Origin of the sequence: Kibdelosporangium banguiense (assembly GCF_017876405.1) — a bacterium.
Classification (GTDB): domain Bacteria; phylum Actinomycetota; class Actinomycetes; order Mycobacteriales; family Pseudonocardiaceae; genus Kibdelosporangium; species Kibdelosporangium banguiense.
Window position 1 is genome coordinate 41434 of sequence record NZ_JAGINW010000001.1, and the last position, 13136, is coordinate 54569.

Annotated in this window: 13 protein-coding genes; 2 read left to right on the top strand and 11 right to left on the bottom strand. The window is 68.0% G+C overall.

Going from position 1 to position 13136, the window contains the following annotated elements; all coding sequences use genetic code 11:
• Positions 1–3 precede the first annotated feature (3 nt).
• Entirely contained in the window at positions 4–1902 is a 1899-nt protein-coding gene (gene dnaG, locus JOF56_RS00220) for a DNA primase (RefSeq protein ID WP_209633169.1), read from the bottom strand.
• Between the two features lie 38 nt (positions 1903–1940).
• Between dnaG and JOF56_RS00225 the strand changes: the two genes are divergently transcribed.
• On the top strand, positions 1941–2867 hold the full coding sequence (locus JOF56_RS00225; RefSeq protein ID WP_372447807.1) for a sigma-70 family RNA polymerase sigma factor: 927 nt from the start codon (positions 1941–1943) through the stop codon (positions 2865–2867).
• Here the strand turns inward: JOF56_RS00225 and JOF56_RS00230 are convergent, their stop codons facing one another.
• From JOF56_RS00230 to JOF56_RS00270, 9 genes are all read right to left on the bottom strand, one after another.
• Positions 2868–3671: a crotonase/enoyl-CoA hydratase family protein gene (locus JOF56_RS00230; protein WP_209633174.1), complete on the bottom strand. Its 804-nt coding sequence runs from the start codon at positions 3669–3671 to the stop codon at positions 2868–2870. It lies immediately after the preceding gene.
• Positions 3672–3680: 9 nt separating this feature from the next.
• The gene (locus JOF56_RS00235) at positions 3681–4775 is read right to left on the bottom strand and encodes a serpin family protein (protein ID WP_209633176.1); all 1095 of its coding nucleotides are present in this window, start codon (positions 4773–4775) and stop codon (positions 3681–3683) included.
• Complete coding sequence (locus JOF56_RS00240) at positions 4772–4993, bottom strand: hypothetical protein (protein ID WP_209633178.1); 222 nt, start codon at positions 4991–4993, stop codon at positions 4772–4774. The genes JOF56_RS00235 and JOF56_RS00240 overlap by 4 nt, the downstream gene beginning before the upstream one ends.
• 36 nt (positions 4994–5029) lie before the next feature.
• Entirely contained in the window at positions 5030–6277 is a 1248-nt protein-coding gene (locus JOF56_RS00245) for a deoxyguanosinetriphosphate triphosphohydrolase (protein ID WP_209633179.1), read from the bottom strand.
• On the bottom strand, positions 6274–6852 hold the full coding sequence (locus JOF56_RS00250; protein ID WP_209647914.1) for a YdcF family protein: 579 nt from the start codon (positions 6850–6852) through the stop codon (positions 6274–6276). The genes JOF56_RS00245 and JOF56_RS00250 overlap by 4 nt, the downstream gene beginning before the upstream one ends.
• A gap of 123 nt (positions 6853–6975) precedes the next feature.
• Positions 6976–7581, bottom strand: a complete 606-nt coding sequence (locus JOF56_RS00255) for a response regulator transcription factor (RefSeq protein ID WP_209633181.1) — start codon at positions 7579–7581, stop codon at positions 6976–6978.
• Positions 7578–8687, bottom strand: a complete 1110-nt coding sequence (locus tag JOF56_RS00260; RefSeq protein ID WP_307854848.1) for a sensor histidine kinase — start codon at positions 8685–8687, stop codon at positions 7578–7580. The genes JOF56_RS00255 and JOF56_RS00260 overlap by 4 nt, the downstream gene beginning before the upstream one ends.
• A 35-nt stretch (positions 8688–8722) precedes the next feature.
• Entirely contained in the window at positions 8723–9442 is a 720-nt protein-coding gene (locus tag JOF56_RS00265) for an ABC transporter permease (protein WP_209633183.1), read from the bottom strand.
• Positions 9442–10338, bottom strand: coding sequence for an ABC transporter ATP-binding protein (locus JOF56_RS00270; protein ID WP_209633185.1), 897 nt, complete (start codon positions 10336–10338; stop codon positions 9442–9444). Before JOF56_RS00270 ends, JOF56_RS00265 begins: the two co-directional genes overlap by 1 nt.
• A 209-nt stretch (positions 10339–10547) precedes the next feature.
• Here JOF56_RS00270 and JOF56_RS00275 point away from each other — a divergent pair, with 209 nt between their 5' ends.
• Complete coding sequence (locus JOF56_RS00275; protein ID WP_209633187.1) at positions 10548–11474, top strand: hypothetical protein; 927 nt, start codon at positions 10548–10550, stop codon at positions 11472–11474.
• A 229-nt stretch (positions 11475–11703) separates the two neighbouring features.
• On the opposite strand, the gene JOF56_RS00280 is transcribed toward JOF56_RS00275, so the two are convergent.
• Complete coding sequence (locus tag JOF56_RS00280) at positions 11704–13089, bottom strand: glycine--tRNA ligase (protein ID WP_209633189.1); 1386 nt, start codon at positions 13087–13089, stop codon at positions 11704–11706.
• Between the last annotated feature and the right edge of the window lie 47 nt (positions 13090–13136).

The following is a 13136-nucleotide window of genomic DNA, read 5'->3' on the forward strand; positions in this document are numbered from 1 at the left end:
GGCTCACGCTAGGCTCCCGGAAGCCTGCTCCCCCAACGCTTTGTGGTACTGCTCCATCGCCACGAGGTCACCGAACAGCGCCCGGTAGTCGTCGGCGTTCTCCAGTGGGCTCAGCCGCTGCAGCCTCGACTTGATGTCCGCGATCTGCCGCGCGACCACGCTCTTGTTCAGCGCGGCGATCAGGCTTTCCACGTAACGCAGGTCGGGCTCGGTACGGGCGTGCATGGGCTCGACGGACAACTCCGTGACCAGCGACTGGACGACCTGGTGCTTGCAGTTCTGCTTGACCGCGTCCACGAGCCCGGGGCCGGCGAGCCCGCACGACGCGCCGCCCGCCTCCTGCAGGCCTTGGTGCAGCTCGAGATACGCGGGCTCGGTGAACGCGTCACCGGGCAGGCTGTCGAAATGTGGCCCGGCCAGGTGCGGAGCCTGCAAGGCGGCCTTGAGCGCCTCACGCTGCAGGTGCAGCTCGGGGTCGTTGGGTTTGGGCCGTCGCGGGCCTTCGACCTCGATGGCCAACGAGCCTTGGTTCTGGTTGACAGGCGGGGCCTTACGAGCGGGCGCCGCCTTGCCGTTGGAGGTCTCGCGGACCCGGCGCACCACGCTCTGGATGTCGTCCCAGCCGACCCAGCCGGCCAGCTGACGGGCGTACTCGTCCCGCAACGACATGTCCTTGATCTGGGCCGCCAGCGGCACGGTCCGGCGCAACGCCTGGACCCGGCCCTCAGCCGAGTCGAGGTCGTAGTCGGCGAGCTCGGCCCGGATCCAGAACTCGATCAGCCGCTGCCTGCGGGCGACCAGGTCACGTACTGCCGTATCGCCCTTGGCCTGGCGAAGTTCGCACGGATCCATGCCGTCCGGCGCGACCGCGATGAACGTCTGTGCGGCGAACCGCTGGTCCTCGTCGAACGCCTTCATCGCGGCCTTCTTGCCGGCCTCGTCACCGTCGAAGGTGTAGATGACCTCGCCACGGAAGTACTTGTCGTCCATCAGCAGTCGTCGCAGCACCGAGATGTGCTCGGTGCCGAACGCCGTGCCACAGGACGCGACCGCGGTCGGCACACCGGACAGGTGCATCGCCATCACGTCGGTGTAGCCCTCGACCACGACGACCTGGTGCCGCTTGGAGATCTCGCGCTTGGCCATGTCCAGGCCGAACAGCACCTGGGACTTGTGGTAGATCGGGCTGTCGCGGGTGTTGAGGTACTTGGCCTGGATCTTGTCGTCGTCGAAGATCCGGCGGGCACCGAAGCCCACGACGTCGCCGCCGAGGTCCTTGATCGGCCACAGCAGGCGCCGGTGGAACTGGTCGATCGGGCCGCGGTTGCCCTTCTTGGACAGCCCCGCCTTCTCCAGCTCCGGCAGCTCGAACCCGCGGCCGAGCAGGTGCTTTGTCAGCACGTCCCAGCCGCCGGGGGCGAACCCGCAGCCGAACATCGCCGCCGCGGCCTGGTCGAACCCGCGCTGGGCGAGAAATTCCCGGGCAGGCTGCGCCTCGGGGGTACGCAGCTGCTCGGCGTAGAACTCGGCCGCCGCACGATGGGCGTCGACAAGCCTGCTGCGGGTGCCGCGGTCACGCTGGACGCTGGTCCCGCCGCCTTCGTAGGTCAGCGTGATGCCGACCCGCTCGGCCAGCCGTTCGACGGCCTCGACAAAGCTCAGGTGATCGATCTTGCACAGGAAGGCGATCACGTCGCCGCCCTCACCACAGCCGAAGCAGTGGAATGTGCCATGGGTCGGGCGCACGTTGAACGACGGTGTCTTCTCGTCGTGGAACGGGCACAGGCCCTTGACCGCTCCCCCACCGACCTGGCGCAAGGCCACGTACTCGCCGATCACGTCGTCGATCTGGTTGCGCTCACGCACGAGGGCGATGTCGCTCTCCCGGATCCGTCCTGCCACGAGAGCAAGTCTATGCGGTGCGGCCTAGCATGGATTTCGTGACGGTCAGCCTGGACGCCCTAGCTGCGGACTTCTCGGAGTACCGGACCCATCTGCTCGGGGTTGCCTACCGGCTCACGAGCACCTTGGCCGACGCCGAGGACGCCGTCCAGGAGGCCTGGCTACGACTGTCCACTTTGGAGGAGCCGGGGCGGGCGGAGATCCGCGACCTCAAGGCCTGGCTGACCACGGTGGTCGGCCGGATCTGCCTGGACCGGCTGCGATCCGCCGCCGTGCAACGGGAGCGCTACACCGGGTCATGGCTGCCTGAGCCGGTCGTGACGCCGTTCGGCACCCAGAATGAAGACCCGTTGGACGCCATCGTGCGTGACGACGGCGTACGGATGGCCGCGCTCGTCGTACTCGACAAACTCACGCCTGAGCAGCGCGTCGCGTTCGTGCTGCACGACGCGTTCAGCGTGCCGTTCGGTGAGATAGCCGACACCCTCGGCTGTTCGCAGGCCTCAGCGCGCCAGCACGCGTCACGCGGGCGGAAGGCCCTGGCGGACGCTGATCCCCCGCCGCGTGCGTCTCTCGAGGAGCAGCGGGGCGTTCTTGAGCGCTTCGTCGGTGCGCTGGCCACCGGCGACCTGCAGGCGGTCGTGGAGCTGTTGCATCCGGACGTCGCCCTGATCGGCGACGCGGACGGCAAGGCCCGTACGACCCGCAGGGTCATCGCGGGCCAGGACAAGGTCGGCCGTTTCATCGTCGGCCTGATGGAGCGCTACGGCTACGTGCAGCTCGCCGAGGTCGGCGTGCCAGTGCTGGTCAACGGCGATCTTGGACTGCTGCTGCCGGACATGCCCGGCGACAAGGGGCACTTCGACCTCACTCGCCGGGTGTCCGCGTTCGCCGTGCGGGACGGCAAGATCATCGGTGTCTACGACATCGCCAACCCGGCGAAGCTCACCCGGCTGCCGGCCTGATCACCCGTCCAGACGAGGCGCCTCCCGGGCTTGTGACAACTGCTCGCCGTGACGCCCGGCACCCGCGGCGAACCGTGCCGCGCCAGCCAGCGTGCCGTCGGCGTCGGCCAGCGACTTGTAGCCGTGCTGGAGTTCGACTGCCAGCGCGGCGCCTTCGTCCAGGCCCCACTGTTCAAGTGCGGAAAGCCGGTCCTGACGCATGCAGGTCTGTGGAAGCCGGGCGAGTTCCGCCGCGAGCTGCTCGGCCGCGGCACGCTCCTCACCAGCCGGAACGATCCTGTTCACCAGGCCCATCTGCAGAGCTTCCTCGGCACCGACGGGGCGGCCGGTGAGGATCATGTCCATCGCCCGGCTCTGACCGATCAACCGGGGCAGCCTGATCGTGCCGCCGTCGATCAGCGGCACGCCCCAGCGCCGGCAGAACACGCCGAAGACCGCGTCCTCGGCGGCGACCCGCAGGTCACACCAGACGGCGAGCTCCAGCCCGCCGGCCACGGCGTATCCCGACACCGCCGCGATCACCGGCTTGCCCAGGCGCATCCGGGTCGGCCCCATCGGGCCGTCGCCGTCCTCGGTGACACTGTTGCTGTCGGGCGTGCCGAGGGCCTTCAGGTCCGCACCCGCGCAGAACGTCCCGCCCTCACCCCAAAGCACCGCGACAGCGGCGTCTTCGGCGGCATCGAACTCACGGAAAGCATCCGCCAACGCTTGCGCTGTCGGTCCGTTGACCGCGTTACGCGCCTCCGGCCTCGACAACACAACCGTCCACACTGGACCCGACCGCTCGACTCGCACTGTTGGCATCGCGCCAGCCTATGACGGGTCGGTCACCCTTGCCGAGAAGTACACCGCGCCACTGGCTTCGTGCTGCACCAGCAACAAGAACGGCCGGTCGACGGTGACCTCGACCGGTGGCGTCATGTCCATCGACAGCGCCCGCATCATCACCGCGGTCGCCGCGGCGCCCTCCAATCCCTGCTCGTCGATCTTCAGAACCGTTTCGTGGATCACCGCCTGGACTGCCAGCGGGTCTTCGCTGATGCCGCTGAGGTCCGCGTCGTCGGTGAAGACCGTGCGCACACCCAGTCTGGTAAGCACGCTGGTCAGCTCGGCCTGCAGTTTGAGGTGCAGCTTCGGCATCCGCAGGGACACCTTCTGCCGCTTCGGCGCGTCCACAAACTGGTGCAGTGTGCTCGCGTCGACCTCGGACAGCTCGCCGTCCGGCAGCAGCACAACCGCCCGCACACCACCGATCGCCGGCAGACTCACCACCTGCCAGCCGGAAATGTGCGCGTAGCCAAGGCTTTCGCTGAGCCACATGGTCGGTACCCGCACCACACCGGCCGGCGTGTGGAACGGCCTCGGTTCGGTCGCGGACTCCTCGAACTCGTGCCGCCAGCCGACCTTCAGGTACAGCGCGTTGACCAGTGCGGCAACGGTGTCCTGCTTGATCGTGCCGACCGGTAGCAGCTCGGGGATCAGGTTGTGCGTGGTCTCGGCGACGTCGCTGTTGATCGACTGCCGGGCGCCGTCGGGGTCCTTGCGGAACGGTGCCGGTCGCACCGATCCGCTCGGCATCTTCGCCAGCGCGTCGGCGAATTCGGGCCGGATGGTGATCCGTTCGTCCGACCAGAGCGTGTTGGCCACCTCGATCACCGGCGGGTCCTGGTCCTCACGCGGCTCGGCCAGACGCTCGGCGCGGTCCAGCAACCCGATCAGGGCTTCGACCTGAGCGCCTTTGTCTCCCAGCAGAAGCGAGACGAGCTCGTCCTTGGTCGTGCCGCCGGCGCCACGGGCCAGCAACGCCAGCGCACTGGCCACCGAGAACGGCGACCAGACCACATTTCCCTGTGGTGCCAACGTGTCCTGCAGCGTGAGGGTGAACTCGAGATGTTCTCGTACGGTCACCGGCGCGGGTCCTCAAGCGTGATCGTCTGGCCCTCCTGGGGATCGGGTTTGGCGCCCGCGGCCGATCGCGGGCCGTTCGGTTTCGGCCGGCGCGGTTCCCGGACTCCGGCCGAACCACCGGTCTCGCCTGGACGTCCCCGTCCGGCGCCGGCAGGCACCCGGCGGCGCAGCAGCCGCCGGAGCACCGAGCGAATCGTGCGCGTAAGTGCGTTGGCCATACCCCGAGTGTGCCACCGGTCACCCGGCAGGGCAGTTCACTTCGAGCGAACGAGCCGCTCGTGCCAGGCCACGGCCTGTGCGTCGGTCAACGACGCGACCTGGTCGATCAGGACCCGGAAGCGCTGCCCGTCATCACCCGCGTCTCGCCACGCAGGCTGGAAGGCAGGCTCCAGCGCGTCAGGCGCGCGCTCGCCCAACGCCCCAAGCAATTCGGTCAGCAGTTGTCGCTGGTACTCCTGCATCGCCAACCGCGCCGGATCGCTCATCACGTATCGCAACGCCAACGACTTCAGCAACGCGACCTCCACCGCGGCCTGACGCGGCACCACAAGATCTGCGCTGTACCGGGTCAGGGCACCCTCGCCGTGCACCCGCCTGGTCTCGGTGACCGCAGCCGACGCGAACCGGCCGACCAGCTCACTGGTCAGACGCTTCAACGCGACCTGCGCGCCCACTGATCCGTCGTACCCCACCGCCGCGGCCAGGGCGGGCAGATCCAGCAGATGCGCGGCTGCCGCCTCCAGCTCCGACAGCGGTTCGTCGGAGAAGTGCTTGGCCGCCAGCTCCGCGATGGCCGCACGCTCCTGCGAGCCGGCCAGTACCGCCAGTGAGATCCGGCCGGCCCGGACGCCGTCCTCGACGTCATGCACCGAGTACGCCACGTCGTCGGACCAGTCCATCACCTGGGCCTCCAGGCAGCACCGCCGATCCGGTGCCCCCTGACGGATCCAGTCGAACACCGGCCGGTCGTCCTCATACACGCCGAACTTGCGCTTACCCGGCCTGCGCGGCCACGGGTACTTGACCGAAGCGTCCAGCACCGCCCTGGTCAGGTTCAGCCCGACGCCGTCCGCCTTCGGCTCGAGCCTGGTCAGGATCCGCAAAGTCTGTGCGTTGCCCTCGAAACCGCCGTGTGCACGGGCGGCCATGTCCAGTGCGGTCTCACCGTTGTGCCCGAACGGCGGGTGGCCGATGTCGTGTGCCAGACCAGCGGTGTCCACCACATCCGGGTCACACCCCAGCTCCTCGGCGATCTCACGGCCGATCTGGGCGACCTCCAGCGAATGTGTCAGCCGGGTGCGCGGCACACCGTAGACCTCAGTGCCCTCACCAGGCCCCACAACCTGAGTCTTGCCCGCCAGCCGTCGTAGCGCCGCCGAATGCAACACCCGGGCGCGGTCCCGTGAGAACGGGCTGCGTCTCGGTCGCGACGAACCTGGCAGCACACCTCCTTTCTGTGGCTCCGCGAGCATGCGCGCGGTGTCGTGCCCGGTGTAGCTCACCCGAGATCCACACCGATGTCGTCGGCCGGGGCGTTGAAGATCCGGTAGTACAGCAGGGCGCCCGTTTCCCTGAGGATGTACTTCGCCTGGATCTCCCTGGTCTGCACGACCGGGCCGGTGTGCGTCGGCGATGTCCACGCCGACAGGCCGGCGTCATGCGCCATCGTGCGGGCGCGTAATGAGTGCCATGGGTCGCTGACGATCACTGCGGAGCTCCAGCCTCGCTGCAGTGCCGTCTCGGCCACGGCGTTGATGGTGCCCAAGGTGTCGTTGCCCTCGCCGACGGCGATCACCTTGTCGTCCGGCACGCCATGCGTGGTCAGCCACCGCTCACCGGCCTCAGCCTCGGTGTACTGGTCGCCGGCCCGGCGGCCACCGCCGGTGATGATGTACCCGGCCACGCCCTTGTCGTACAAGTTCTTCGCGTGCTGCAGCCTGGCCAGCAGGATGGGCGACGGGCGGCCCGCGTACTGCGCCGCCCCCAGCACGACCACCGCGTCCGCCTTCGCGCGGTCGTCCTGCCGGGCCTCCTGCCAGACCCGGAACCCGGTCCCGCCGACGACCAGCGCCAGCATCAGGACGAGGCCGATCAGACCACGCCTGAGCCAGTGCCTGAGCTGTGGCCTAGGTGCAGGAATCCGGGGGTCGGCGTTCACCCCAGCATCATGGCAGACCCCTCCGACAATTCTCCGCAGCCGCTACAGCCAGCCTCTTTCCTCGGCCAGGCGCGCTGCTTCGGCCCTGGTCCGGGCCCCGGTCTTGCCGATCGCGGCCGACAGGTGATTGCGTACGGTGCCTTCTGACAGGTGCAGGGACTTGGCGATGTCGGCGATCGTGCCGCCGTCGCTGGACTCCGCGAGCACCTCACGTTCCCGGATGGTCAGCGGGCTCTGCCCGGTGGCCAGCGACTCCGCTGCCAGCGACGGATCGACCACACGCAATCCCGCGTGCACCCGGCGGACCGCGTCCACGAGCTGTTCGGGAGGCGCGTCCTTGACCACGAATCCCGCGGCACCAGCGGCCAGGGCCCTGCTCAGATATCCGGGACGGCCAAAGGTCGTGCACATGACCACCTTGCAAGCGGGCAACGCAGCCCTGAGCTCCGCCGCGGCGGTCAGCCCGTCCTTGCCCGGCATCTGCACGTCCAACAGCGCGATGTCGGGGTTCGTACGCCGCGCCGCAGGCAGCACGTCATCGCCTGTCCCCACTTCGGCGACCACTTCGATGTCGGCTTCCAGACCGAGCATCGCCGCGAGCGCGCCACGCACAAGCGACTGATCGTCGGCCAGCAGAACCCTGATCATGTCGCCACATCCGCCCGCACCAGGAACCCGCCCTCTCCACGTGGCTCGGCCGTCAGGCTGCCGTCGACCTTGGCCAGCCGCTCCCGCAGCCCGGCCAGCCCGTTGCCGTCCCTACTGTCCACTGCCGACAGTCCAGCCCCGTTGTCGGCCACCTCGATCCACGAGTCGCCGAGCCGGATCTCACACCGGCTCGCACCACTGTGCCGGATCACGTTCGTCACCGCTTCCCTGAGCACGTAACCGAATGGCTCCTGCAACTCGCCGGGCACGTCGTCGACCGCCTGCGGCAGGTCCGCGTCGATCCCGGCGGCCAGCAGCGCCGCCCTGGCGTTCGCGATCTCCGCGGGCAGCGACATCTTGCGGTAGCCCGAGACGGTCGCCCTGATCTCGGTCAGCGCCAGCCGCGACAGCCGCTCCACGTCGTGGACCTCGGCGATGGCCCGGTCCACGTCCGGTGAGCTCTCCAGGATCCGCCGCGCCAGACCGGCCTTCAGGGTGATCGTGGTGAGGCTGTGCCCGAGGACGTCGTGCAGGTCACGGGCGACCCTGGCGCGTTCCTCGGCCACCGCGAGGGTCCGGATCTCGTCACGGGCCAGTTCCAGCTCGTCCGTTTTGCGAGCGAACCCCCGCGAAGCGAAGATCGCGACGGTCAGCACCATCAGGATCGCGCCGGACTGGAAGTCCGGCAGGCCGTGCTGGACCGCGGTGGCGATCAGCACCGCCGCGGTGCTGGCTATGCCGTAGGCCAGGCCGACCAATGCCGGCAGGAGGATCAGCGAGACCACGACCGCATACGTCAGATATGTGAGCTCGTCCGCGTCCATGATCAGCGCGAGCACGATGGGATAAACCGTGCATACCAAGACATAGATGACGCGAACGCGGCGCGATGAGCATGGGCCGCGCCACAAGGCGACGACATATGTCACGGCGTACAGCGTCACGGTGACGATCACGCTCACCCGTACCCACATGGAGTGCGTTTCGCTGAACGCATCCACGACCACCTGGGTCAGGAAGAACAGGAACACCGAAGGGAACAGCGCCATCATCAGTGGTCTGCGCCCACGTCCCTGCGATTCAGGCCATTCCCCAAGTGCGTTCACAGCATCACCGTACGACGCGTCCCCGGAATGTGTGGTCAACTGCGCGCACTGTCCAAACGGTAGCGACGGATCACCAGCCCCGCCAGCACCACGCCCCAGCCGGCGAGCACCAGCACACAGGTCGTCAGGCTCTCACCGGATCCGATCGCCGTGTTGCCGACCTGGTTCATCCAGTAGCTCGGCAGTACCTTGGCGATCCCGCTGAACAGGCTGGGCAGGCTGTCCAGCGGCACCCAGAGCCCGCCGAACATGGCCAGCAGCATCATCAGCACACCGGTGATCGACTGCATGCTGTCCGCGGTGCCGTACTGACCGAGCAACAGGCCCAGCAGGGCGAACGGAATCGCGGCCAGCCACACCCCGAGCGTGACGTGCAGCCATTGCCCGGTGTCCAGCCGCACGCCCTCGCCCAGCATGCCGACGAGCGGCACGAGAATGACCGCGGGCAGCGCGACGACCATGCCGACGATCGCCTTGCCGGCCAGATAACCGGAGCCGGTCAGCGGGGTCAGGCGAAGCTGCCGCTGCCAGCCGGCGTCCCGCTCGATGGCCACTCGGGCGCCCGCGAACAGTGCCGCGGCGAACGCTCCCCAGGTGATCATGTTGATCATCAGCGCGGTGCGTACCTGCCCGTTCTCGCCGTACACACCGGCCAGGAAGACGAACATCAGGATCGGGAAGGCGACAGTGAAGATCAGAAACCGGCCCGCGCGCAGCGCGCGTTTGATCTCCAGCAGCAGATAACCGGTGCTCATCAGGCGTTCTCCTTGGCGGTCAAGGTGAGGAAGGCTTCTTCGAGGCCGGCCGCGCTGATCTCGATATCGTGCACGTCCGGGTACTTCAGCAGGGCCCGCAGCGCCGAGTCCGAATCCGCGCAGGCCAGCTGGATCCGGTCGGCACGGCGGGTCGCGGTGAGCACACCGGGCAGCAGGCTCAGTTCGTCGGTCGAGACATGCGCAAGAACGGCGCTGATGGTGCGGCCGGACGCCATCTCCCGGACCTTGGCGACGCTGCCGTCGGCGACGATCCGCCCTTCTCGCATGAGAACCACCCGGTCGGCGAACTCCTCGGCCTCGTCGAGGTAGTGGGTGGCGAACAGAACAGTCCGGCCGGCGTCGGTGAACTCGCGCATCGAACCCCAGAACTCGCGGCGCGTGCCCACGTCCATCGCGGCAGTCGGTTCGTCGAGCACGAGCAGATCCGGGTTCGCGACAAGCGCGACGGCGAACCTGACGCGCTGCTTCTGCCCGCCGGAAAGCTTGGTACAGCGGCGATCCTTGAGATCCTCGACGCCTGCCCGGCGCATCGCCTCGGCGACCGGCATGGGTTTGCGATGCAGGGACGCGATCATGCCGACGGTCTCGGCCACAGTCGCGTCGTCCAGGAGGGTGCCGTTCTGCAGCATCGCGCCGATCGCGCCTTCCTCGACCGCCTTGCGCGGCTCGCGCCCGAACACCCGCACCTCGCCGGCGTCCGGTTTGGTCAGCCCGATCAGCATGTCCACGGTGGTGGACTTTCCGGCACCGTTCGGGCCGAGCAAGGCGACCACCTCGCCCGGCGCGATCACCAGATCGATGCCGTTGACGGCTCGAACCTCGCCGTAGTGCTTCGTCAGTCCCGCGGTGAAGACCGCGGCTCCTTGTTCTCTCACCCTGTCAACGGTGCCTTTTGCGGCCCTGACCTGCGCAGGTCGCCCGTCACCCTTCGGTCCATGACATCTGTCGTGGCCTATACACCACGAACCCGACAATCCATGCCGTTGAAGATCATCCGGGCGGTGGTTATCCACAAAGGGCAGTTGTCCACAGGCGGACCGGAAGCCCTCTCCCCGCGGCCTGGCAGCCCGGCGAAGCTGGACGCATGGCAAACGACCACATCGAACTCAACGCACTGTCCGCCCTCTTCCCGCACCAGGTCGCCCGCACGGCCGACTTGATAGACCTAGGCCTCACAGGCGCCTCTGTGAAACGAAGATGCTCGCCGGGCGGGCCATGGCGCACCCTCCTGCCCGGCGTGGTGCTGCTGACCGACACAGCCCCGACGCGTCGGCAGTTGGTGCAGGCCGCGCTGCGGTACGCCGGCAAAGACGCCGTTGTCACCGGCCAGGACGCGCTCGCACTTCACGGTGTCCTCGCGGCATACCCGCGTGGACGCGTACACCTGCTGGTCCCCGGCTCCCAGACCATCCGGAGTGGAGCGGACATCCTCGTGGAACGGACGCCGGCTCCGCCTCGTCCCGTGCTCAGGCACGGATTGCTGACGGCCCCGCTCGCCCGGGCAGCCGTCGACTCGGCCAGGCGGATGCAGACGCGCGCAATGGTGAGCGCGTTGTTCTCCGAAGTCGTGTTCCAGGGCGGTGTCCGGCTCGACGAACTGAACGCCGAGATCGTCGTCGGCGGGCGGCGTGGGGCGGGCCTGCCCAGGCAGGTGCTGCATGAGATCGGTACCCGGATCCGGGCGGCGGTCGCGACTTCCGCCCGTGAGCTCATCGTCCGCGCCGGTTTACCCCCGCCGCGGTGGAACGTGCCGGTCGACGACGCCATGGGCAACCCCCTTGGCACCGTCACCGGCAGCTGGGAAGACATCAAAGTGGCCTGGGACGTGCACGCCTTCGACTTCGATCCGGCCCCGGCCAGCTATCCGATCGCGTTGAAACGAGGCTCCCGGCTCGCGGCCAGCGGGCACCTCGTCCTGCACACACCGGCCACCCAGATCCAGTCCAACCCGAAAGGGGTGATCGCCGAGCTGCGAGCAATGCTCGACCAGGCCCTCGCCCGGACCGCCTGACACCCCGGCATCGCCGGACAACAACCGCCGCACACCGTGATGCCCAAGAAACCCTTGATGCCCAAGAACCTGAGGCACTGCAGGCCTCCATCACCGAGGGTGAGGTTTGACGAGCCGAATGCGCAGCCGGCTCGTGCCCTCCCCGCACACCCCTCGTGAGTACTCACACGACCCCGGAGTACTCACGAGGGGCGGGAAAACCAGACCGATGCCGGTCAGCAGCCCAGAGTCAGCAGCCTGGCAGCTGGGCGGCGAGGTAGGACTCGAGTTTGTCGATCGAGACCCGCTCCTGGGTCATGGTGTCGCGTTCGCGGACCGTGACCGCCTGGTCGTTGAGCGAGTCGAAGTCGACTGTGACACAGAAGGGAGTGCCGATCTCGTCCTGGCGGCGGTACCGGCGGCCGATCGCGCCGGCGTCGTCGAAGTCGGTGTTCCAGTTGCGGCGCAACGCCGCGGCGACATCCCGGGCCTTCGGAGAGAGGTCCGCGTTACGGGAAAGGGGAAGCACTGCGACCTTGATGGGCGCGAGCCTGCGGTCGAAGCGAAGCACCACACGCTTGTCCACGCCGCCCTTGGCGTTGGGGGCTTCGTCCTCGTAGTAGGCGTCGAGCATGAAGGCCATCATCGAGCGGCCGACACCCGCGGCGGGCTCGATGACGTACGGCCGGTAGCGGGAGTCCGTGGTCTGGTCGAAGTAGGACAGGTCCACCCCGGAGTGGTTGGAGTGGGTGGTCAGGTCGAAGTCGGTGCGGTTGGCGATGCCCTCCAGCTCGCCCCACTCGCCACTGGCCAGGCCGTAGCGGTACTCGATGTCCACAGTCCGCTTGGAGTAGTGCGACAACTTCTCCTTGGGGTGTTCGTAGAGACGGAGGTTGTCGGAATTGATACCCAAGTCGGTGTACCAGCGCATGCGCTCGTCGATCCAGGTCTGGTGCCACTGCTCGTCGGTGCCGGGCTCGACGAAGAACTCCATCTCCATCTGCTCGAACTCGCGGGTGCGGAAGATGAAGTTGCCCGGCGTGATCTCGTTGCGGAACGACTTGCCGATCTGGCCGATGCCGAACGGCGGCTTACGACGGGAGGTGGTCTGCACGTTCAGGTAGTTGACGAAGATGCCCTGCGCGGTCTCGGGGCGCAGGTACGCCATGCCCTCGGCGGTCTCCACCGGGCCGAGGTGGGTCTTGAGCATCATGTTGAACGCGCGGGGCTCGGTGTACTGGCCGCGGGTGCCGCAGTTCGGGCACGGCACGTCCGAGAGATCCGTCTCGTCGGTCGGCTTGCCGGAACGCTGCTCGTACTCCTCGGCGAGCTGGTCGGCACGGAACCGCTTGTGGCAGCTCAGGCACTCCACCAGCGGGTCGGTGAAGACCTTCTCGTGGCCGGAGGCGACCCACACCTCACGGGGCAGGATCACCGAGGAGTCGAGGCCGACGACGTCCTCACGGCCCTGCACCACGGCCTTCCACCACTGGCGCTTGATGTTGTCCTTGAGTTCGACACCGAGGGGCCCGTAATCCCAAGCCGACCGTGTACCGCCGTAGATCTCCCCCGACGGGTAGACAAAGCCACGGCGCTTACAAAGGCTGACGACGGTATCAATCCGATCGGCGGGCACGAACACTCCATACGGTCCACGGGGAACAGCTCGGGGAGATGCCAGCG